The 21,835-nt window shown below is 67.4% G+C and carries 17 protein-coding genes; 12 read left to right on the top strand and 5 right to left on the bottom strand.

Annotated elements, in window-relative coordinates; translation table 11 throughout:
- Nucleotides 1-154: 154 nt before the first annotated feature.
- From ACMGFE_RS06800 to ACMGFE_RS06785, 4 genes are all read left to right on the top strand, one after another.
- Nucleotides 155-610 carry a hypothetical protein gene (locus ACMGFE_RS06800; RefSeq protein WP_436924317.1) on the top strand — a complete coding sequence of 152 codons (456 nt, stop codon included), beginning with the start codon at nucleotides 155-157 and terminating at the stop codon, nucleotides 608-610.
- A gap of 61 nt (nucleotides 611-671) precedes the next feature.
- A complete protein-coding gene (locus ACMGFE_RS06795; RefSeq protein WP_436924316.1) occupies nucleotides 672-1,334 on the top strand; it encodes a 2,5-diamino-6-(ribosylamino)-4(3H)-pyrimidinone 5'-phosphate reductase in 663 nt (220 codons plus the stop codon).
- A gap of 140 nt (nucleotides 1,335-1,474) precedes the next feature.
- Nucleotides 1,475-2,272 carry a helix-turn-helix transcriptional regulator gene (locus ACMGFE_RS06790; protein ID WP_436924315.1) on the top strand — a complete coding sequence of 266 codons (798 nt, stop codon included), beginning with the start codon at nucleotides 1,475-1,477 and terminating at the stop codon, nucleotides 2,270-2,272.
- Between the two features lie 239 nt (nucleotides 2,273-2,511).
- Nucleotides 2,512-2,691: a hypothetical protein gene (locus ACMGFE_RS06785; protein WP_436924314.1), complete on the top strand. Its 180-nt coding sequence runs from the start codon at nucleotides 2,512-2,514 to the stop codon at nucleotides 2,689-2,691.
- 73 nt (nucleotides 2,692-2,764) lie between these two features.
- Here the strand turns inward: ACMGFE_RS06785 and ACMGFE_RS06780 are convergent, their stop codons facing one another.
- The 3 genes from ACMGFE_RS06780 to ACMGFE_RS06770 all read right to left on the bottom strand — a co-directional run bounded on the left by ACMGFE_RS06780 (nucleotide 2,765) and on the right by ACMGFE_RS06770 (nucleotide 5,131).
- On the bottom strand, nucleotides 2,765-3,055 hold the full coding sequence (locus ACMGFE_RS06780; RefSeq protein WP_436924313.1) for a DUF7545 family protein: 291 nt from the start codon (nucleotides 3,053-3,055) through the stop codon (nucleotides 2,765-2,767).
- A 170-nt stretch (nucleotides 3,056-3,225) separates the two neighbouring features.
- Nucleotides 3,226-4,284 carry an NAD(P)/FAD-dependent oxidoreductase gene (locus ACMGFE_RS06775; protein ID WP_436924312.1) on the bottom strand — a complete coding sequence of 353 codons (1,059 nt, stop codon included), beginning with the start codon at nucleotides 4,282-4,284 and terminating at the stop codon, nucleotides 3,226-3,228.
- Between the two features lie 142 nt (nucleotides 4,285-4,426).
- Entirely contained in the window at nucleotides 4,427-5,131 is a 705-nt protein-coding gene (locus tag ACMGFE_RS06770) for a DUF2270 domain-containing protein (RefSeq protein ID WP_436924311.1), read from the bottom strand.
- Nucleotides 5,132-5,290: 159 nt separating this feature from the next.
- Here ACMGFE_RS06770 and ACMGFE_RS06765 point away from each other — a divergent pair, with 159 nt between their 5' ends.
- From ACMGFE_RS06765 to ACMGFE_RS06740, 6 genes are all read left to right on the top strand, one after another.
- A complete protein-coding gene (locus ACMGFE_RS06765; RefSeq protein ID WP_415382142.1) occupies nucleotides 5,291-5,575 on the top strand; it encodes a DUF357 domain-containing protein in 285 nt (94 codons plus the stop codon).
- A gap of 132 nt (nucleotides 5,576-5,707) precedes the next feature.
- Nucleotides 5,708-7,339, top strand: a complete 1,632-nt coding sequence (locus ACMGFE_RS06760; RefSeq protein WP_436924310.1) for a type II/IV secretion system ATPase subunit — start codon at nucleotides 5,708-5,710, stop codon at nucleotides 7,337-7,339.
- Nucleotides 7,336-9,804, top strand: a complete 2,469-nt coding sequence (locus tag ACMGFE_RS06755) for a type II secretion system F family protein (RefSeq protein WP_436924309.1) — start codon at nucleotides 7,336-7,338, stop codon at nucleotides 9,802-9,804. Before ACMGFE_RS06760 ends, ACMGFE_RS06755 begins: the two co-directional genes overlap by 4 nt.
- Nucleotides 9,805-9,874: 70 nt before the next feature.
- Complete coding sequence (gene ligA, locus ACMGFE_RS06750) at nucleotides 9,875-11,596, top strand: ATP-dependent DNA ligase LigA (protein ID WP_436924308.1); 1,722 nt, start codon at nucleotides 9,875-9,877, stop codon at nucleotides 11,594-11,596.
- A 116-nt stretch (nucleotides 11,597-11,712) separates the two neighbouring features.
- Complete coding sequence (locus tag ACMGFE_RS06745; RefSeq protein WP_436924307.1) at nucleotides 11,713-12,459, top strand: MBL fold metallo-hydrolase; 747 nt, start codon at nucleotides 11,713-11,715, stop codon at nucleotides 12,457-12,459.
- A 129-nt stretch (nucleotides 12,460-12,588) separates the two neighbouring features.
- Entirely contained in the window at nucleotides 12,589-13,329 is a 741-nt protein-coding gene (locus ACMGFE_RS06740) for a CPBP family intramembrane glutamic endopeptidase (RefSeq protein WP_436924306.1), read from the top strand.
- A gap of 37 nt (nucleotides 13,330-13,366) precedes the next feature.
- Here ACMGFE_RS06740 and ACMGFE_RS06735 read toward each other — a convergent pair whose 3' ends face one another.
- Both ACMGFE_RS06735 and ACMGFE_RS06730 read right to left on the bottom strand, forming a co-directional pair.
- A complete protein-coding gene (locus tag ACMGFE_RS06735; protein WP_436924305.1) occupies nucleotides 13,367-14,458 on the bottom strand; it encodes a DNA topoisomerase IV subunit A in 1,092 nt (363 codons plus the stop codon).
- 2 nt (nucleotides 14,459-14,460) lie between these two features.
- Nucleotides 14,461-16,890, bottom strand: coding sequence for a DNA topoisomerase VI subunit B (locus ACMGFE_RS06730; RefSeq protein ID WP_436924304.1), 2,430 nt, complete (start codon nucleotides 16,888-16,890; stop codon nucleotides 14,461-14,463).
- A 256-nt stretch (nucleotides 16,891-17,146) separates the two neighbouring features.
- Here ACMGFE_RS06730 and gyrB point away from each other — a divergent pair, with 256 nt between their 5' ends.
- Together gyrB and gyrA are read left to right on the top strand one after the other, a co-directional pair.
- Complete coding sequence (gene gyrB / locus ACMGFE_RS06725; RefSeq protein ID WP_436924303.1) at nucleotides 17,147-19,066, top strand: DNA topoisomerase (ATP-hydrolyzing) subunit B; 1,920 nt, start codon at nucleotides 17,147-17,149, stop codon at nucleotides 19,064-19,066.
- A 76-nt stretch (nucleotides 19,067-19,142) separates the two neighbouring features.
- Complete coding sequence (gene gyrA / locus ACMGFE_RS06720) at nucleotides 19,143-21,701, top strand: DNA gyrase subunit A (RefSeq protein ID WP_436924302.1); 2,559 nt, start codon at nucleotides 19,143-19,145, stop codon at nucleotides 21,699-21,701.
- The last annotated feature ends 134 nt before the right edge of the window (nucleotides 21,702-21,835 follow it).

The raw sequence follows: 21,835 nt of genomic DNA, 5'->3' as shown, positions 1-21,835 counted from the left end.
GCTGGGGCCGGTAAAAATCGTTCCCGTCGACCGGCCGCGGCGTGCTGCCACCGGACGGGAAGTCGCCGGACGCCGGACGCCGGACGGTGACGTCGTGTCAGCGGGACACCCGGTCGAGGCAAGTTTTTGGTCGTCCACGTTCGACGTGGGTGTCATGGAACCTCCGACGTTCAGAGGCAAGCCGTCGGAGACGCACGTCGTCTGGAGACGGTCCGGGGCCGAGGAGACGGTTCCCAAGCGCTTCGACGAACAGGAACTGCGCGCGTGGTGTTCGGCCCACGGGTTCGACTTCGAGACCGACAGACGCGTCGACCACGACCGCGCCGAGGAGCCCCGAAAGCAGTACCGGACCGTGTTCGCCTGGGCCGACGAGGAGAGCGAGTCGTTCGGTCTCGGCGACGACGAGTGGGAGATCGAGACCCAGGAGACGCCGCGGACGTTCCTCGAACTCGACGCCAGGGGCGAGGCCCGTCTCAAGACGTGGACCGAGGAGTACGTCTTCGACGTGGAAGAGTTGTGGCTCGACGGACGCTCGTTCGTCTTCCGCGCCGCAGACCTGGACAGCGCGAAGCGACTCGACGCGGGGAAGCTCACCGACCCGCCGGAGTGAGCCTCGTGGAAGGAGCCCCTCGACCGAAAGCGGTATTCCACGGACCGCGTTTTGCTCCCGTATGCACGTCGTCGTCAACGCCGCGATGAGCGCGGACGGGAAGCTCTCGACCCGGGAGCGCGAGCAGGTCGCGATCAGCGGTCCCGCGGACTTCGACCGCGTGGACGCGCTCCGCGCCGAGAGCGACGCAGTCATGGTCGGCGTCGGGACCGTCCTGGCCGACGACCCGTCCCTGACCGTCGACGACGACGCTCGTCGCGAGCGGCGACGCGACGCAGACAAACCCGAGAATCCTGCCCGCATCATCGCCGATTCCCGTATCCGGACGCCGACGGACGCCCGCGTCCTCGACGACCGGGCCGAGACGTACCTCCTGACCAGCGAGGCCGCCCCGCAGGACTTCGTCGCCGAGATCGCCGACGCCGGCGCCGAGGTGATCACCGCCGGCGACCAGCGCGTCGACCTCGCTGCGGCGCTGTCGGAACTGGAGTCCCGTGGGATCGACCGGCTGATGGTCGAGGGCGGAGGCGAACTGATCTTCTCGCTGTTCGAGGCCGGACTCGTCGACGAACTCTCGGTGTACGTCGGCCCGACGGTGATCGGCGGCTGGAAAGCGCCCACCCTGGCCGACGGCGACGGGTTCGTCGGCGACTTCCCCGAGCTCTCGCTGCGCGACGTCGAAGGCGTCGACGACGGCGTCCTGATCCGGTGGGACGTGCAGTGACGGACCGGTCACGTCGGACCGGTCCACCCACGAACTGACCGCGAGAACCGAACGAAGTCGGGCGACGGCCGGTCAGCCGGTCACGTGGACCTCCCCGATGCGAGCTTTTATCACGGGTAACTGACTCTTACGTTCACTTGATGGACGAGTCGCAGGACGCCGTCGGTCAGGTCGCCTTCCTCGCGCGTTCCGAGACGCGAGTTCGCCTTCTCGAACGACTCCGGGAGACCGGACCGTCGACGCAGCGCGAACTCGGGGCCCACCTCGAGGCGTCCCGGTCGACGGTGACGCGCTCGCTGTCGGCGCTCGAAGAGCGGGGCTGGATCGAACGGTCGGCGGGAGCGTACCGGCTGACCGCGGCCGGGGACGTCGTCACCGACGAGTTCCTGTCGCTGCTCGAGTCGATCCGGACGACCGACGAGCTATCGGCGTTTCTGGACTGGTTCCCGTACGCGGAGTTCTCCCTCGACGTCTCGCACCTCCGCGACGCGGAGATGACGTCGGCGGGGCCGCCCGATCCGTACGCTCCCGCGAGAAAACAGACCGAACTCCTCGAACGGACCGACCGCTTCCGTGGTTTCCTCCCCTCGCTGGACATCGAGGGGACGAGAGTCGTCCACGAACAGATCATGGAGCGCGCCCTGGAGGCCGAAATCGTCGTCTCGGGGGACGCCGAGGCGACTATCGAGTCTGGCGAGTACGCCGAACTCTTCCGCGAACAGGTCTCGACGGGGCGATTGACCGTCTCGGTCGTCGAGGAGACACTCCCGTTCTACCTCGGGCTGGCGGACGACGTCGTCCAGATCGGTGTGGAGGACGACGAGGGGTTCCCGAGAGCGCTGCTCGAGACGACGAACGAGTCGGTCCGCGAGTGGGCGGCAGCGGTCTACGAGCGATACCGCGACCGGGCGCGCACCAAACCCGTCGACGAGTTCTGACGCGTCGGCTCCGGTTCGTGCACGGCCTGCACAGATTGCAGGAAGTAACGTGATATTCGACGAACCCATCCGTTTCCGTGGATGGGGCTCAGATACGGACGCGAGAACGGGTGTGGAACGCGAAGCGGTCGCTCCCTACCGGGTCGGCGGTCGCTAGCCGCGACCGGCGACCGACTCGACGAACGCTTCACGTCGTGGGGACCGACACCGAGACCGAGGTTCGCGGACGAGGTGAGAGCGTGACCTGCAGTAACTGCGGAGACGGCGCGCTCACGCGGGAGTACACGCTCCGGTTCGACTTCGACGGGCAGTCGACCAAGGAGCTGGATCTGACGCTCTGTACCGACTGTCTCCGCGAACTCTGTTCGGACTCGTCTGTCGAAGCGGTCGACGGTTCGGACCACCTGCCGGTCGAGTGACCGCGCCCGGCGGGTTTCTGTCGCTCACGGTCGACGCATACAGAGAACGGCCGGGATCGACTGCGAGGGGAGGTCAGTGGGCGTGACCGGTGAGTTCGGCGAACGAGCGGCCGAAGCGCTCCTCGAACAGGTCCAGGGTCAGCTCCTCGGTGTCGGCGACCGTCTCGTCGACGTCGCCCTCGCTGTGGTGGACCGCGCTGTGGATGCGCTGTGCGAGGCCGAACATCGCGATGTCGCCGACGACTTCGGGGGCCGTCTCGTCGCCCTCGGCGAGGAGGTCGAGCAGTTCGGTCGGGACGACGAGTTCGTCCGTCGCACCGTCTTCCGATTCGAGCGTCAGCGTCACCGTCTCGGCGTCTGCCATGGTCTCCGTAAGGACAGCCACCATATGGGTCTGGTGGATGCGTGTGCGAGTGCCGGTCGAGGGGTCCGGACGGAGACGGCAGGAGAGAATGAACGCGTTTTGGCGCCGACTGTCCTCTGTCGTCGGTCTTCGCTCGTCAGTCCCCAGTGTCGAGCTTCGCTCGCCGGTTCTCAGTCGTCGGCTTCCGCGGCGGTCTCGGTTTCGCCCGCGGCGGGCGCCTCGCGTTCGAGGTAGTCGTCGGCGTCCATCGCGGCCTTGCAGCCCATGCCGCCGGCGGTGATCGCCTGCTGGTAGTGGTGGTCGACGACGTCGCCGGCAGCGAACAGCCCGTCGACGCCGGTCGCGGTCTGGTTCGCGCCCTCGCCGCCGCCGCGGCTGCCCTGCGTCATCACGTAGCCCTCCGGGTCCAGTTCGACGCCGGTGTCCTGGAGATAGTCGGTGTTGGGCGTGTGACCGATGGCGACGAAGACTGCGCCCACGTCGAAGTCGAACTCCTCGGTCTCGGGGTCGTCGAGGTTGTCTTTGGGGTAGCCCGACTCGTTCCGCGCGAGCGTCACGTGGTCGACGCCGTCCTCCTGGGAGCCGTGGACTTCCAGCAGTTCGGTGTTGCGCATGATCTCCACGTCGCCGTCCTCGACTTTCTCCATCAGGCGGTCGATCCAGTAGTCCTCGGCGCGGAACTCCTCTCGGCGGTGGGCCAGGTAGACCGTGTCCGCGAAGCGCGTGAGGAAGTCGGCCTCCTCGAAAGCCGCGTCGCCGCCACCGACGACGAGCATGTCCTCGCCGCGGAAGAACGCGCCGTCGCAGGTCGCACACGTCGAGACGCCGAAGCCCATCAGGTCGTCTTCCCCGGGGACGCCGAGCGTCCGCGCGCTCGCGCCGCTGGCGGCGATGAAGGCGTCGGCCGTGTACGTGTCGCCGGTGTTGAGTTCGACCTCGAAGGGCCGAACGTCGTCGTCGACGTCCTCGACGATGCCGTGGGTGATCTCGGCGCCGAACTGGGTGGCCTGCTCTTTCATGTTGTTCACCAGTTCTGTGCCCCCGACACCGTCGGGGAAGCCCGGATAGTTCTCCACGTCAGTGGTCAGCGTGAGCTGTCCGCCCGGCTCGTCCCCCTCGAGGACGAGCGGTTCCAGGTTCGACCGCGCCGCGTAGATGGCCGCTGTCAGTCCGGCGATACCCGAACCCGCGATTATCAGCCGTCGGTGGTCGGCCGTCTCGGAACTCATTGCTCACCGGTAATGCAGGACGGGGTATTTAGCTTGCGCTGTCGGAGCGACCCGTCTCGACGGGCGGCTACGTCGCCGAACGCGCCCGATCCGCTGCGACGCGTGCTCGTTCACCGCCGCGCTCGTCCCCGCGCCCCCCCGATCAGTCTTCTTTCCACTCGCCCAATCGCTCGCCGTAAATTTCGCCCTTGGCCTGGCGGTCGATCGGCCAGACCGCGAGCGCGACGATCGCGAGATAGACCACCCCGAGCGCGGCCGCGACGACGACACCGGGGACGCCCGGGAGTTCGGCCGCCTCGGTCCACTGCCTCTCCGGCGTGAACAGCGTGACCTTCGCCACCCACGCGACGCCGACGACGACGAACAGCAGGCCGTAGATCCGACGGAGCCGTCGCGAGAGCGCTTCGAGGAGGGAGACCTTGAACGTCGGGTAGCGGAGGTCCCGGCCCAGTTCCTCGCGCCACCTGGAGTGTTCCGCGCCCTCCGGCGAGAGCGCGTTGGCGAAGACGTTCTCCTGGACGATCCGGACCCGCGACCGGTACATGTCGTAGAAGCGGTAGCGGCGCACCTCGTAGGAGAGGAAGGCGGCGAGCGCGCCGACGGCGATGAGCAACAGGTACGCCGGCATCGCCGGTGCGGAGAACACGAGCGACAACAGCGCCGCCAGGAGGGTTATCGCCCAGTTCGTCGTGCGGTCGATCCGGTCCTGGGCGCTGTTGGCCTGACTCACCTCGCCCCGGTAGAAGTGCGGGAGTATCTCGAGAAGCGCGTCGGTGTCGCCGGCGATGTCCGCGGCGAACTCCTCGTCGCCGCGGTCGAGTCGGCTGTCGCCGAGATCCTCGTCCATGCCTCCCGTTCGTCCTCGACGACCAATACCCCTCAGAGAACGTGACCATCCGGCCAGTACCCCGAAGCCGACCGATTCGCCGTCCGGGACCGACGCGCAACCGCCCGCCGCGGACCGACGACCGAACGCTTAGGAGCGCGCCCCCACTCCACTCCGAACATGCCCGCCGATCTAGAGGAGAAGACTGACCGCTACGAGGGGTTGCTCGCCGAGGCGCTGGACGCCGCCGAGGTCGCACCGCCGGAGGGGACGCCAATGGCCGACGCCGCCGCCGAGTGCGAGGAGATGGCCCGCTCGTACCTCGAAGACGGCCGCCACTTCCGCGACGACGGCGACCCCGTGAACGCCCTCGCCTCGTTCTCCTACGGCCACGCCTGGCTCGACGCCGGTGCCCGCATCGGCCTGTTCGACGTGCCCGAAGAGGGCCACCTGTTTACGGTGTAACGGCCGCGGAGCCGCGGCCCGGAGGCGGGATCGGCGATCAGCCGCTTCGCCAGTTTCATCCGTGATTACTGGGGGTTCGAGTTTAAGTGAGTCGCCGGGATACCTCGGGTAACACGCGGTCACGGACCTCTCATGTCACGCGAAGCCAGCGACGGAACGGGAGCGGGGGAGGGCCACCTCGAAGCCTTCCAGGAGTGGCTCACCCGGGCCGCCACGGCCCTCACGGGCACCCGGATCCACGTCCCGAACTACGACCCCGCACGCCACGGGCGGCTCGTGGCCGAGCCTCCGGCCACCGGCGAACGCGAGGTCGAGCGATACTGGCTCAACGCCCCCTTCGCCTACGCCACGATCAGCTACGACGACGAGGAGAACGAGCACCGCTACCGCGTCGTCGAACCGTCGCTCGACGAGACGGAACTCGACCTGCTGGAACGGGTCTTCGAGGACGTTCGCGACCCGCTCATCTACCGCGACGACGTGAGCGCCGACCCGGCTGACGCGCTCCGCGAGGAACTGCGCCGGCGCCTGGAGGAGTACGGCGTCGACGTGGCGACCGAGACGTTCTACCGGCTGTTCTACTACCTCCACCGGTCGTTCCTGGGCTACGGCAAACTCGACCCGGTGATGCACGACGCGCACGTCGAGGACATCTCCTGCGACGGCGCGAACCTGCCGGTGTTCGTCTACCACGAGGAGTACACGGACGTGGAGACGAACGTCGTCTTCGAGCGGGACACGCTCGACGACTTCGTCGTCCAGCTCGCACAGCGCTCGGGCAGGCACGTCAGCGTCAGCGACCCCGTCGTCTCGACGACGCTCCCCACCGGGTCGCGCATCGAACTGGCGCTGGGCGACGAGGTGACGCCGCGCGGGTCGGCGTTCACCATCCGGAAGTACGCCGAGGAGCCGCTGACGCCGGTCGACCTGCTGAACTACGGCACCTACGACGACCGGATGCTGGCGTTCCTCTGGCTGTGCATCGAGAACAACAAGAGCCTCATCTTCGCCGGCGGGACCGCGGCGGGGAAGACCACCTCGATGAACGCCGTCTCCATGTTCGTGCCGCCGCGCTCGAAGATGATCACCATCGAGGACACCCGCGAACTGTCGCTGTACCACGAGAACTGGCTGTCGTCGGTCACTCGCGAGCGGATGGACGACGGCGACATCACGATGTACGACCTGCTGCGCTCGTCGCTGCGCCACCGCCCGGAGTACATCGTCGTCGGCGAGGTCCGCGGCGAGGAGGCGATCACCCTCTTCCAGGCGATGAACACCGGGCACACGACGTTCTCGACGCTCCACGCCGACTCCGTGCAGACGGTCATCAACCGGCTGGAGAACGAGCCGATCAACGTCCCGCGGCCGATGGTGCAGTCGCTCGACGTGCTCAGCGTCCAGGTGCTGACCCGATCGGGCGGCGAGCGGGTCCGCCGCGCGAATGCCATCTCCGAGATCGAGGGCATCGACCAGCGGACGGGCGAACTCGACTACTCGAACACCTACTCCTGGGACGGCACGTCGGACACGTTCACGCGGAACAACAGCGAACTGCTGGAGGAGATCCGACAGGAGCAGGGCTGGACGCGCGCCGAACTGATGCGGGAGTTCCGGAACCGGCGGCGGTTCCTCGCGTACCTGCGTGACGAGGGGATCACCGACTTCCGTCGGTTCACCGCGATGGTCAACAAGTACTACGCCGACCCCGGCGAGGTGGTCGACATGATCGACGACGCCGAGGTCACCGTCGGCGACTCATGAGTTCGCTCGTCGGTCTCGTGCCGCTAGTGGTCGGACTCGGACTCCTCGCCCTCGTCCCGCTGGTGCCGGTCCATCGAGGGCTGCGTACGTTCTCGACGCGGGTCGCGCGTCGATACTTCGCCCGATACGTCACCGAAGAGGCGCCAGACCGCCGCCGCCGGCTCAGGGAGGCGTACGTCGACCAGACCTATCGCGCCTACGCCGCCGAGACGTACCTCGTCACCGCGGTCACGGGGGTGGCCGGCGCCATCGTCGGCGTGTATCTCACCGGCGGCGCGCTGCTCATCCTGCCGGCCGTCGGCGAGTTCATCAACCAGCTGCCGAACGCGATGGCGAACGCCCTCGGGCGCCCGGAACTCGAACCGGTACTCGCCCCGACGCAGGTCCTCGCCGTCCTGACCGGCGGCGGCGTGCTGACCGGCCTGGTCGGTGCGGGGTTCACGTACTGGTACCGCTGGGAGCGCCCCCGAAGTCACGCCGAGATGCGCAGACGGGGCATCAACGAGGGGCTCCCGCGGACGGTCGCGTTCGTCTACGCGCTCTCGCGGGGCGGCATGGCGATGCCGGAAGTGATGCGAACGCTGGCACGCAACCGGAACGTGTACGGCCACGGTGCGGACGAGATATCGGTCGCCGTCCGGGAGATGGATCTCTTCGGCCGCGACATCATCACGGCCGTCCGGCGCGCCACGAGGCGGACCCCCAGCGAGGAGTTCAAGACGTTCGGCGAGAACCTCGCGAGCGTCCTCCAGAGCGGCCAGAACCTCCCCGGGTTCCTCAGAGACCAGTACGACCGCTACCAGGAGGAGGCGCTCGACCGCCAGGAGGACGTCCTCGAACTGCTGGCGACCATCGCGGAAGCGTACGTCACCATCCTCGTCGCCGGGACGCTCTTCCTGATGACGATCCTGATCGTCTTCGGGCTGACGACCACGCAGACGATCAACTTCCTGCGGCTGCTCGCGTACGTGATGATCCCGCTGGGGAACCTCCTCTTCGTCGTCTACCTCTCGGGGAAACTCGACCTCCTCGGCGTCGGCGGCGGAGCGAAGACGAGCGGCCTCGCCGAATCGATCCGCGGCCACTCGGGGTTGCCCGACCTGGAGTCGAAGTGGGGCGGCGACCGACAGGCGACCGACGGCGGCTACGCGACGGCGTCGAGCGGCCGGCGGCAACTCGCCGCCTACGACGCGCTCGAACGCGTCCGCGTCCTCTTCGACCGGCCCGTGCGGACGCTGCTGGAGCGACCGACCGCGATCCTCTACGTGACCGTCCCGCTCGCGCTGCTCTCGGTCGCGCTCCGCGCGCCGGGGCTGTTCGCCGGCGACGTCCAGGTCCGCGCGCTCGACGACGTCCTCATCCAGGCGCTGCTGGTCGTGGTCGGTTCCTTCGCCGTTCTCTGGGAGCTCTACCGCCGCCGGATCCGACGGATGGAAGCCGCGCTCCCGGAACTGCTCGACAGGCTGGCGAGCCTCAACGAGGCCGGCATGTCGATCGTCGAGGGGATCGAACGGGTCCGCGAGAGCGACCTCGGCGTCCTCTCGATCGAGGTCGACCGGATCTACCGGGACGTCACCTACGGCGCGAACGTCGACGACGCGCTGCGCCGCTTCGGTCTCCGCGTCCGTACGACGGCGACGACGCGCGTCGTCACGCTGTTGACGAACGCGCTCCGGGCGAGCGGTGACGTCGGGCCGGTCCTGCGGATCGCCGGCCAGCAGGCGTCGGCGGAGCTGAAACTCCGCCGCAAGCGCCGCCAGCAGATGTTCACGTACCTCGTCGTCATCTACGTCTCCTTCGTCGTGTTCCTGATCATCATCGTGGCCGTCCAGGAGGTGCTCGTCCCGAGCCTCCCGAACAACGTCCCGACGCCCGAGAACACGAACCGCCTCGCCATCGACGTCGAGGCGTTCGCCCGCTTCGGTCGGGTGAACAAGGCCGCCTACACGCTCGTGTTCTTCCACACCGCCATCATCCAGGCCGTCCTCTCCGGATTCATCGCGGGTCAGCTCGGGGAAGGGTCGCTCAAGGACGGCGCGAAACACGCCGCGATCATGCTCGCCGTCGCGTACGGCGCGTTCGTCCTCCTCTCCTCGCCGGTCGCACAGGTGACCTTCGCCGACCAGACGATGACCGGCGACACCGTCACGGTCGAGTCCGTCTCGCTGTCCGAAGGCGGATACGTCACGATCCGCGCCAAGTCGGCCGACGGCGAGATCGTCGGCCACAGCGGGTACATCTCGCCCGGCGACGAGGTGGACGTCCGGATCGCGCTCGAATCGACGTACGGCGACGAGATGGAGCTGTACGCGGTCCCGCACCTCGACACCGACGGCGACGAGCGGTTCGGGTACACCGGCGGCTCGGTCGACCGGACGTACCCGACCGAACGGACCCGGATCTACGACGTGGCGCAGGTCGAGCGAAGGGATAGTCCGCAGGCCGAGCGAAGCACCAGTCGGTGAGCGGGCGTCGACGTAACGCGGAGGCGGTTCCGTCGGGTTTTAGGCCGGTGGCAGACCTACCGACGTGGCGATGGAACTGGCCGCCTTCGCCGAGCGGGCCCGAGCGATCGAAGCCGAGAGCGCCGACAGCGCGGTCCGCGAACGGGTCACCGACCTGTTCGAGGCGGCCGGCGAGGACCTGCCGGTCGTCGCACGGTACGTGCAGGGCCGGGTCTTCCCGGCACACGTCTCGACGAAACTCGACATCGGCCCCGCGCTCTGTTACGAGGCCATCGCGAAGGCCGCCGGCCCGAACGTCTCGGCGGACGACGTGGAGTCCCGCGTCGCCGACCTCGGCGACGTCGGCGAGGTCGCCGCGAGCTACGAGTTCGGCGGCCAGCAGGGCCTGGGTGCGTTCGGAGGGGGTGCCGGTAGCGGCGGCGGTCCAGACGGACTCACCGTCGCGGAAGTCGACGCCGACCTCCGCGAACTCGCGGCCACCGATGGGGCGGGAAGTAGAGACACGAAACGCGACATCCTCTTCGGGCTGTTCAACCGGAGCGACGGCGACGAGGCGCGCTACCTCGCGCGGCTCGTGCTCTCCGAGATGCGAATCGGCGTCGGCGAAGGCGCGGTTCGCGACGCGGTCGCCGACGCGTTCGACGTGCCCGTCGACGACGTCGAACGAGCCCTGCAGGTCACCAACGACTACGGCGAAGTCGCGGTCGTCGCCCGCGACGAGGGCGTCGAGGGGCTCGACGCGCTCGGGCTGGAAATCGGGCGGCCGGTCGGCGCGATGCTCGCCCAGGCCGGGACCGTCACCGAGGCGCTGGAGGGGTGGGACGAGGCCGCCGTCGAGTGGAAATACGACGGCGCTCGCGTCCAGGTACACCACGACCCGTCGCGGAGTGACGACGCCGAAGACGACGGGTCCCAAGACGACAGGCCCGAGACGCAACTGTTCTCCCGGAACATGGAGGACGTGACCGACCCGCTCCCGGAGATCGTCGAGTTCGTCGACGAGGCGCTCGACGCGCCGGCCATCCTCGACGGGGAAGTCGTCGCCGTCGCCGACGACGGCTCGCCGCTCCTGTTCCAGGAAGTCCTGCGACGCTTCCGCCGGAAACACGACGTGGCGAAGGCCCGCGAGGACGTGACCGTCGAATTCCGGGCGTTCGACTGCCTGCACGCGGAGGGCGACGACCTCCTCGACGAACCCCTGGTCGAGCGCCACCGACGGCTCGAAGCTCTCCTCGGCGAGGGCGGCGAGTCGGCGCTGTCCGCGCTCGAACTGTCCGACGACCCCGACGAGATCGCCGACGTCGAAGCCCAGTCGCTCGACGCCGGTCACGAGGGGATCATGCTCAAGAACCCCGAATCGACGTACACACCGGGCCGTCGCGGGAAGAACTGGCTGAAGCGCAAGCCCGACGTGGAGACGCTCGACCTCGTGGTCACCGGCGCCGAGTGGGGCGAGGGGCGACGCGCGGAACTGCTCGGGACGTTCCTGCTGTCGGCGCGGACCGACGCCGGGTTCGAGACGCTCGGCAAGGTCGCGACGGGCATCACCGACGAGGAGCTCGAAGCGTTGACCGACCTGCTGGAACCGCACGTCCTGTCCGAAGACGGTACCGACGTGGACATCGACCCCGCCGTCGTCTTCGAGGTCGGCTACGAGGAGATCCAGGCCTCGCCGACCTACTCGTCGGGGTACGCCCTCCGATTCCCGCGCTTCCTCGGGGTCCGCGAGGACAAGGACCCCGACGACGCCGATTCCCTGGAGCGCGTCGAGCGACTGGCCGAGCGGCAGTGACAGAGCAGCGGGCCGAGAGCAGCGGCCGACTGGTGGCCGACCGCGAGCGATCGACGGTATCGGAAGCGTGTACCCAGAGGCGAAGCCTTTTCGCCGTGACACCGGAACGCGAACGTATGACAGTCCGGCACGACGGCCTGACGGTCGACTGGCTCGGCTACGCGACCCTGCGGATCGAGGGCGACGACACCGTCGTCTACTTCGACCCCGGCCGCTACGGCACGCTCACCGGCGAGTGGGAGCCCGACACGCCAGGCGTCGGTCACCCGCCCGCTCAGGAGTACGACGCGCGGGACGGCGACGTCGTCTGCGTCACGCACATCCACCACTACGACAGCGACGGCGTCGAACGGGTCGCGAAAGACGACGCGACCGTCGTCGCCTTCGAGGGCATCGACGTGACCGACAGCGACCGCGACCTGACCCCGATCGACGAACTCCCCTACGAGGTGATCGAGGTCGGCATGGAGGACGAACTCGTCGTCGACGACGTCCCGATCATGACGGTGCCCGCCTACAACGACCCCGACGGGAAGAACGTGAACCCGGACGGCACGCCGATCCACCCCGAGGGCATCGGCTGCGGATTCGTCGCCTCCGTCGACGACACGAGCGTCTTCTGGACGGGCGACTCGGACGCGCTGGACGGCCACGAGGAACTCGACGCCTCGCTGTTCGTCCCCTCGATCTCCCAGTCGTACACGATGGACCGCCACGACGCCGCCGACCTCGCCGAGGCGATGGATCCCGACCTCGTCCTCCCGATCCACTACAACACCTTCGCGGCGCTGGAAGGAGACAGCGGCGCCTTCGCCGAGGACGTCGCCAAGCGGGGCGTGCCCGTCGTGCTCGACGAGCGCTGAGCGGCGTCGCCCTTGAGGGGCCACCGCGGCCGTCTTTCGCCTGATTCTCCCGATATCCGACGATCTACGGCGTCCTGTGGCGAATATTTATTCGTCGACCGGGCGAATCGGTCCACGGGTGACATCACAGTGAGCATTCTGACGGACGAGACAGACGTGGGTGGCGACGTGCGCGGCCGGACGAGCCCGATTCGCGCGGTCGGGTTCGCGGTCCTCCTGACGGTCGGGGCGTTCCTCGCGACGCTCGTGGCCGGCATCGCCTTCCTGATACCGCTGTTCGTCCTGGAAGTCGACGTCCAGAGCACGTTCGCTTTCGTCGGTCTGACGGCGGTCGGTCAGGTCGGCTTCCTCGCGCTGGGGTATCTGGTCGCCAGGCACCGCGGCATGTCGATTCCGATATCCGTCCCGTCCGGCCGTGAAGCGGCCTACGCCGCCGGGGCCACGGTCGCCGCGCTCGCCAGCGCGGTCGTCCTCTCTGTCGTCCTCGAACGCCTGGGGCTCGTCCCGGGATCGGTCATCGGCGACGCGGCCATCACGGACCCGACGCTGTTGCTCTGGCTCGGCGCGCTCTCGGTCGTACTGGTCGCGCCCGCCGAGGAGTTCCTCTTCCGGGGCGTCGTCCAGGGGACGCTCCGCGAGGCGTTCGGCCCCGTCGCCGCCGTCGCCGGTGCCAGCCTCCTGTTCGGGTCGCTGCACCTCGCGAACTACACCGGCGCGGCGAGCGCCGTCGTCGCCGGTGCACTCCTCATCGCCACGACCGGTGCGGTGCTGGGCGCCGTCTACGAACTGACGGACAACCTCGCCGTGCCGATCGCGGCCCACGCCGTGTACAACGTGGTCCTGTTCGTCCTCGCGTACCTGACGATCTGAGTCGACCGGGGCGATAGAGAAGTGAATCCGGCGCCGATTAGAGGATGCCCATCTCGTCGAGGCGTTCCGGCAGGTAGGTGTCGGTCACGAAGTCCAGGCCGTAGGAGGCCAGGCTCTGCTGTTCGGACTTCTTCCCGATGTCGAGCTGGAGTTCGATCTGCTCCTCCCAGTAGTCGGTCTGGAAGCGCGGGTCCTCCAGTTCGCTCTCCAGGGCGTTGACGTCAGAGTCGCTGAGCGGGTCGGTCGGCAGGTCGTACTCGACGATGTCTTCCGGCTGGATGCCGATGTACTGCGCCTCGGGCGTCGCGAGGTACTCCGAGAGGTGCGCGCTCTTGATGGAACCGTAGGCGACGGAGCCGTAGATGCGGTACGACCACGGGTCACCGTCTGCGAAGACCACGACCGGCAGGTCGAGTTCGTCGTGGAGTCGCTTCGTGATCCGCCGGGTCGCCCGCGCAGGCTGGCCGCCGAGGTGGACGACCAGCGCGTCGTACTCGTCGTCGAAGCCGTTCTCGACCAGTCGGTCGCGCATACCACCGGTCTCCACGCAGAGGACGAACTCCGCGTCGTTGTCGAGGAACTCGATGGTGTCGGGGTTGTTCGGGATCTGGTAGCCGCCCTGGCCGACGTCGTCCTGGCAGTGGATCTCCCGGTCGCCGCGGTTGGTCTGCTCGCGGAGCAGCAGCGGGCCCATTATCTTCGCCCCGGACTCCTCCGGGCGCATGTGGAAGTCCTCGCGCTTGACCTCGGAGACGATCTCCAGGTCCTCGATGAGGTTGTTCGACTCGTCCTGCGTGTTGAACTGGGCCTCGTCGAGGTCCCAGGACTCGCTCAGGTAGTAGAGTTCACGCAGGGTGGACGAGCGGTCCTCGTCGAGCTGACCGGCGAGGAAGTCGATGGTGTAGGTCGCCTTGAGCAGTTTCTCGGCGCCGGAGATCGTCTTGGCCGTCCGCGTGCTCTCGCGGTCGCCGTACACCCAGACGTTCTTGTCCTCGTCGTACTCGATGTTGGACTTCGTCCGGGTGGGGATCCGCATCTTCGGCACGTCGCCCTCCTCGAACTGCTCGTAGAACTCCTCGGCCAGGTCGATCAGCTGTTCTCTCGCGTCCGCGTCTGTGTCTGTACTCATTGTTATGCGTCGATAGTGAGCCGCTCCTCTTCGAGACCCTCGACGGAGATCTCGAACTCGGCGTCGTCGCCGACGTCGTACTCGATGGTGGCCTCGTCGCCGCTCGACACCGACGTCGACCACTTGACGAACCACTCGCCGTCCATCTCGACGACGCTCGCGTCGCCGTTTGCCAGCGCGGGCTCGCTCCCCGCCACGATGTCGGTGATGTCCACGTCCGCCGCGCGGTCCGAGTTGTTCTCGATGGTGAGCCGGACCGTGTCGCCGTCGCGTTCGCGCTCGACGAGGACGTTGTTCATGATCCGCGCGAGCGTGTCGTCGATGTCGAGCTCGTCGCTACCGGTCACCTGCGTGAGCTTCTCGGCCATCTCGGGGAGGATCGTCGCGAGCTTGTCCTGCTTCTCGCGGCGCTGTTGCATCGAGCGGCGCTTCTTCAGGAACGACTTCAGCTCGCGGGCCGCCTCCCGCATCGCGAGTTCGATCTCCGATTCGAGCTCGGGGACGTTCGCGACGGCGTCCTTCGACTCGCTGGTGAACGGCACGTTCGTCGAAGCGATGTGGACCATGATGACGACCGGGCCGTTCGGGATGCCCGAGCCGCCGGGCTGGTCGAGGTTGTAGTTGCGCCAGTTGATCGACTTCACCACGTCGGTCGTCGCGCAGGCGCCCCGCTGGTAGACCAGCGGGACTCGGTTGGCGAAGCGCATCACCTCGGCTTTGCCCTCGGCCTCGACGTCGCCACCGTAGGCCAGGCCGGCCTCGACGATGAACGGGTCGCCGCCGTGAACGGACGCGTCGCGGGTCGACGCCGAGTAGAAGTCGGCGTCGTACTCCTTGCGCAGGCCCTCCTCGATGAGGTCGGCGTTGATGGGCGCGAGACAGTCCGTCGGCGGTGCGATGATGTCCGTCTCGCGCATCGCTTCCAGGAGCTGGCTCGACGTGTCGCGGTCGTCGGCGATCTCCGTCACGTTCGGCGGGTCGTCGGGGACCCGCTCGGCGGACTCCCAGACGATCTCGACGACGTTCTCGCGGGCCGTCTCGCCGAAGGTCGCGTCGTCGTACTCCTCGGTCGCGTCCGCGGCGCGCCGGACGAACTCCCGGATCTCGTCGCGAGTGAAGCGGTGGCGACGGTCGTCCGCGTCCCCGAACTTCGGGGCGAGCCTGTCGGCCAGGCCCTGGATCGTCGCGTCGTCTTTCTGCGTGGTCGTCACCTCGTCGATCAGCCCGTAGAGGTCCGACCGGAGGTGGTCGTGCTCCCCGTCGTCACCGTCGGCGACGCCGACGCCGAGCACGGCCTCCCAGCCGGCTTCGACGGCGTTCTCGCGGACCGTCGAGCCGAACGTGGTGTCGTACTTCTCCTCGACGTCGTCGGCCACGTCGTCGACGAGCGCCGCGAGTTCGTGGTGAGAGACGCGCTCGTAGCCGTCCAGCGCGTCCGAGACGCGGTCGGCGAACTCCGCGGTTGCGTCCGCGCCCTTGTTGGCGACGGCGGCGTCAAGCGCGCGGGCCACGTCCGCGTCCTCGTGGGTCTCCGGCGGCTCCCAGGCCATCTCGCGACCGAAGTGGCGGTCGCGGAAGTTGTCGATCACCGAGTCGGCGGTCTTGCCGCCGACGCGGGTGAACTCGCTCTGCAGGAAGCCCGACACCGAGTAGGATTCGGTGGCGTCGAGCATCTTGATGAGCGTCCCGAGTTCGACCCCGTGAGGGTGGGGTCGGATCTCCTCGGTCTCCTCCGGGAGCTGGTCGGTCACTCGCTCGTACTTCATGTGTTCGCTCGGCTCGCGCAGCTCGATGCGGGCGTGGGGGTTGACGACCGCGGTGTGTTTGATGTAGTCGTGGAGCTGGTTGCGGGCGCGCATGTTCGCCTCCATCTCCAGTTCGATGCGCGTGCCGTGCGGCCGCTCCCAGGTAGTGGTCTCCTCGACGTCGATCTCGGGCTCGTTCGTGTCCGTGTCGATGATGAGCTCGAAGTACTCGGCGTCGACCCCGCCTTTCGTCCGAGAGGTGATCTTCGCGGGCTTGCCGGAGGTGAGCTGTGAGTACAGCACCGCCGCGGAGATACCGATCCCCTGCTGCCCGCGGTTCTGCTCGCGCTTGTGGAAGCGCGACCCGTAGAGCAGCTTCCCGAAGACCTTGGGGATCTGCTCTTTGGTGATGCCGGGACCGTTGTCCTCGACGATGAGGCGGTAGTAGTCGCCCGCCTCCTGAATCTCGACGTAGATGTCGGGTGCGATTCCGGCCTCCTCGCAGGCGTCCAGTGCGTTGTCGACCGCCTCTTTCACGGCGGTGACGAGTCCTCGGGCTCCGCTGTCGAACCCGAGCATGTGCTTGTTCTTCTCGAAGAACTCGGCGATGGAGATCGACCGCTGGCTCTCTGCCAGCTCCTCGGCGATCCCCTCACCCTCGCCGAGTTGCGACTGATACGATGTCATCCGTGCGACCCCCTACTGCCGGACGGCTTAAAAGGCGTTCGCCGGCAGAGTGAAAGTGAAACCGTTGCACCCCGCGCGGAGCGAGGCGGGCCAGCCGTGTCTCCCGGATCTCGTCGAAACGGGCCAGGACAGACCAGCGCCGACGGCCGGTATCGGGAGATATCACGGCGGAAACGGTCTCTCGTCGGTCAGTTTTCGCGCTCGCGCGCGTGCGAGAGCTTTAAGGACGGTGGTCTACTACCGGTAGACAGATTATATGTCACGGGAGTCTGACGAGTACGGCGCACAGCAGATCCAGGCCCTGGAAGGGCTGGAGGCTGTGCGCAAACGCCCGGCGATGTACATCGGGTCTACGGACGACAGGGGACTCCACCACCTCGTCTACGAGGTCGTGGACAACTCGATCGACGAGGCGCTGGCGGGATACTGCGACAGTATCTCGGTCACCATCCACGACGACGGGTCGGTCTCCGTCTCCGACGACGGCCGGGGCATCCCGGTCGACACCCACGAAAAGTACGACAAACCGGCCGTCGAGGTCGTGATGACCATCCTCCACGCGGGCGGCAAGTTCGACAACAAGTCCTACCAGGTCTCGGGCGGCCTGCACGGCGTCGGCGTCTCCGTCGTCAACGCCCTCTCGGAGTCGCTGGAGGTCGAGGTCAAGCGAGATGGCGCCGTCTGGCGGGAGTCCTTCGAGAAGGGCCAGCCCCAGGCCGGCGGTCTCGAACGCGTCCGCGACATGGACGACGACGAGGAGACGGGCACGACGATCCACTTCTGGCCGGACACCGGCATCTTCGAGGCCGACGAGTACGACTACTCCACGCTGGAGTCGCGCCTGCGCGAACTCGCCTTCCTCAACTCCGGCGTCGAGATCACCCTCGCCGACGAGCGCGACGGAACGGCCGACACGTTCCGCTACGACGGTGGGATCCGGGAGTTCGTCGAGTATCTCAACGAGACCAAAGAGCCCCTCCACGCGGACGTCATCTACTTCGAGGACGAGGAGCAGGACATCCACGTCGAGCTGGCGATGCAGGGCACCAACGAGCTGCAGGGGTCCATCCACGCCTTCGCGAACAACATCAACACCCGCGAGGGCGGGACCCACCTTACGGGGTTCAAGACCGCACTGACCCGGATCGTCAACGACTACGCCGAACAGAACAACTTGCTCGGCGAGATCGACGGGACCCTCAAGGGCGACGACATCCGCGAGGGCCTCACGGCAGTGATCTCGGTCAAACACCCCGACCCCCAGTTCGAGGGCCAGACGAAGACGAAACTCGGCAATAGCGAGGTCCGGGGCATCGTCGAGTCGACCGTCCACGAGGGCCTCGGGACCTACTTCGAGGAGAACCCCCAGACCGCCGAGGTCATCGTCCGGAAGGCCGTCGAGGCCGCGAAGGCCCGCAAGGCCGCCAAGAAGGCCAAGGAGCTGACCCGCCGCAAGTCCGCGCTGGAATCGACGGCGCTGCCAGGCAAGCTCTCGGACTGCCAGACACGCGACCCCGAGGACGCGGAACTGTTCATCACGGAGGGCGACTCCGCGGGCGGCAGCGCCAAACAGGGCCGCAACCCCGAGTTCCAGGCGATCCTCCCCATCCGCGGGAAGATCCTGAACGTCGAGAAACACCGCCTCGACCGGATCCTGGAGAACAACGAGATCCGGGCGATGATCACGGCCATCGGCACGGGCATCGGCGACGAGTTCGACATCGACGACGCCCGCTACGAGAAGATCATCCTGATGACCGACGCCGACGTCGACGGGGCCCACATCAGGACGCTGCTGCTGACGTTCTTCTACCGACACATGCGGCCGCTACTGGAGGCCGGCTACGTCTACGCCGCCCAACCGCCGCTGTACCGCGTTCGGTACAAGGGCGAGACCTACGACGCGATGACCGAGGCCGAACGAGACAAGATCGTCGAGGAGAAGTGCGACGGCAACCCCACGCAGGTACAGCGCTTCAAGGGCCTGGGCGAGATGAACCCCCAGCAGCTGTGGGACACGACGATGGACCCCGAACAGCGGATCCTCAAGCAGATCACCATCGACGACGCCGCTGCGGCGGACAAGATGTTCTCCGTGCTGATGGGCGACGCCGTCGAACCGCGCAAGCAGTTCATCAAAGATCACGCGCCCGAGGCGGAATGGGTGGACATCTGATGGCACTCCATCGGAACCGTCCGGGCCGCACGCACCCCCCGACTGACACCACCGGAGAAAACACCACGGTGACACAATGAGTTCAGACGTACCCGACGACGTGACGCCGGCCGCGGAAGTCGACCGCGTCCGCGTCGAGAACGAGATGGAGCAGAGCTACATCGACTACGCGATGAGCGTCATCGCCGGCCGCGCCCTCCCCGACGTTCGCGACGGGCTCAAGCCCGTCCACCGACGGATCCTCTACGCGATGCACGAGATGGGCGTGACGAGCAACACCTCCCACCGGAAGTGTTCCTCGATCGTCGGCGAGACGATGGGTGACTACCACCCCCACGGCGACAGCCCCATCTACGACACGCTCGTCCGGATGGCCCAGGACTTCTCGATGCGCTATCCCCTGGTCGACGGCCAGGGGAACTTCGGCTCGATGGACGGCGACCCCGCGGCCGCCATGCGGTACACCGAGGCCCGCATGGCCGACATCGCCGAGGAGATGCTCGCGGACATCGAGAAGGACACCGTCGACTTCCAGTCCAACTACGACGATCGCCTGACCGAGCCGGAAGTCCTGCCCGCGAAGGTCCCGAACCTGCTGATCAACGGCTCCTCGGGCATCGCCGTCGGGATGTCGACCAACATCCCGCCGCACAACCTCAACGAGGTCGTCGACGCCGTCGTCCACCTCATCGACAACCCCGACTGCGACGTGGACGACCTCGTCGACACCCGCGACGAGCGCGGCAACGGCACCGCCGGCCCCATCAAAGGACCCGACTTCCCGACCGGCGGCACCATCGTCGGTCGCGAGGCCGTCTACTCCGCGTACGCGACCGGCCGCGGTCGCGTCACCGTCCGCGCGAAGTACGAACTCCAGCGCGAGGAAGGCCGGATCGTCGTCACGGAGATTCCCTTCCAGGAGAACAAGGCGCGGATGGTCGAGCGCATCGCCGAGGACGTCAACGAGGGGAAGATCGAGGGCGTCTCGGACCTGCGCGACGAGTCCGACCGCAACGGGGTCCGCATCGTCGTCGACCTCAAGCGCGGCGCCAACATCGACCTGGTCGAGAACCAGCTGACCAAACACCACCTCGAATCCACCTTCGGCGTCATCAACCTCGCGCTCGTGGACGGCCAGCCGCGGGTCCTGACGCTCAAGGAGACGCTGAAGGAGTACCTCGACCACCGCAAAGAGGTCGTCCGCCGGCGCTCCGAGTACGAACTCGCCGAGGCCGAGGACCGCGCGCACATCCTCGAGGGCCGGCTGAAGGCCCTGGACCAGGTCGACGCCGTCGTCGACCTCATCCGCAACAGCGAGGACCGCGACCAGGCCAAGGCCGCGCTCCGCGGCGAAGTCGACCTCGCGGAGCTCGACGCGGAGTTCGAGCACCTCGACGAGCAGACGGCCTTCGACTTCTCGGGCGACCAGGCCGACCACATCGTCCGGATGCAGCTCGGGTCGCTCACCTCGATGGAGTCCGCGGAGATCGAGAGCGAGTACGAGGACCTGCAGGCGGAGATCGAGCGCCTGAACACGATCCTCGAAGACGAGACCGAACTCCTCGCGGTCATCAAGGAGGAACTCCAGGAGATCAGAGACGAGTACGGCGACGAGCGCCGGACGAACTTCGTCCAGAGCGACGAGATCACCAACGAGGACCTCATCCCCGAGGAGGACGTCGCGGTCGTCATCACCGAGGACGACTACATCAAGCGGATGCCCATCGACCGCTTCGACCCGCAGGGCCGCGGCGGCAAGGGCATCATCGGCGCCGACCCCAAGGAAGGCGACCGCGTCTCGAAGGTCTTCCGGGCCAACACCCACGACTACCTGCTCTGTTTCACCAACCAGGGGCAGGTCTACAAACTCAAGACCTACGAGATCCCGGAGATGAGCCGGACGGCCCGCGGGAAGTCCGCCGTCAACCTCATCGACTTCGACGACGGCGAGGAGATCACCGCCGTCGTCAACACCGACGAGTTCGAGCCCGAGGAGTCCATCGCGATGGTCACCCGCAACGGGTACGTCAAGCGCACGAACGCGGAGGACTTCGAGAACATCCTCTCGACGGGCATCATCGCCGCGGACCTCGAAGCGGGCGACGAGCTGGTCGACGTGGAGGTCACCGACCGGACGAAGGATCTGGTCATCGCCACGGAACAGGGGATGACCATCCGCTTCGACGAGAGCGAGGCCCGCGAGATGGGCCGCAACGCCCGCGGCGTCCGCGGGATCGAACTGCAGGGCGAGGACCGCGTGGCCGGGATGGTCGCGGCCGACGAGGAAGACGACCGGTGTCTGCTGACCGTCACCCGCAACGGGTACGGCAAGCGGACGCCCCTCTCCGAGTACCGCCGCCAGTCGCGCTACGGGAAGGGTCTCATCGACATCAAGACCGACGAGCGCAACGGCCCCGTCAGCACCGTCAAGGCCGTCGCCGAGGACGACCACCTCCTCATCATGAGCGAGGCCGGCCAGATCATGCGGATCCGCGCCGGGGACGTGAGCGAAGTCGGCCGGAACACGAAAGGCGTCGTCGTGATGCGCGTCGAAGACGGCGACCGGGTCGCCACCGTCGACGTGCTCCCGGCGTCCGTCGAAGACGTCGACGCGGACGGCCAAGACGGCGAATAACGTCCGTCTGAACGGCGAACTTCGATTTCGAATATTTCACCGTCGAGAACCGTCTTCGCCGGTGAAACGTCACAAGACATTTGGTAGCGTCGTGTGCAGTTCCAGACAGTGACGGGGGACCCGTCGGAGTCTAC

The sequence above is a fragment of the Halosimplex amylolyticum genome (genome assembly GCF_051414035.1).
Taxonomy (GTDB): domain Archaea; phylum Halobacteriota; class Halobacteria; order Halobacteriales; family Haloarculaceae; genus Halosimplex; species Halosimplex amylolyticum.
This window is presented reverse-complemented; position numbering and strand designations above follow the sequence as displayed.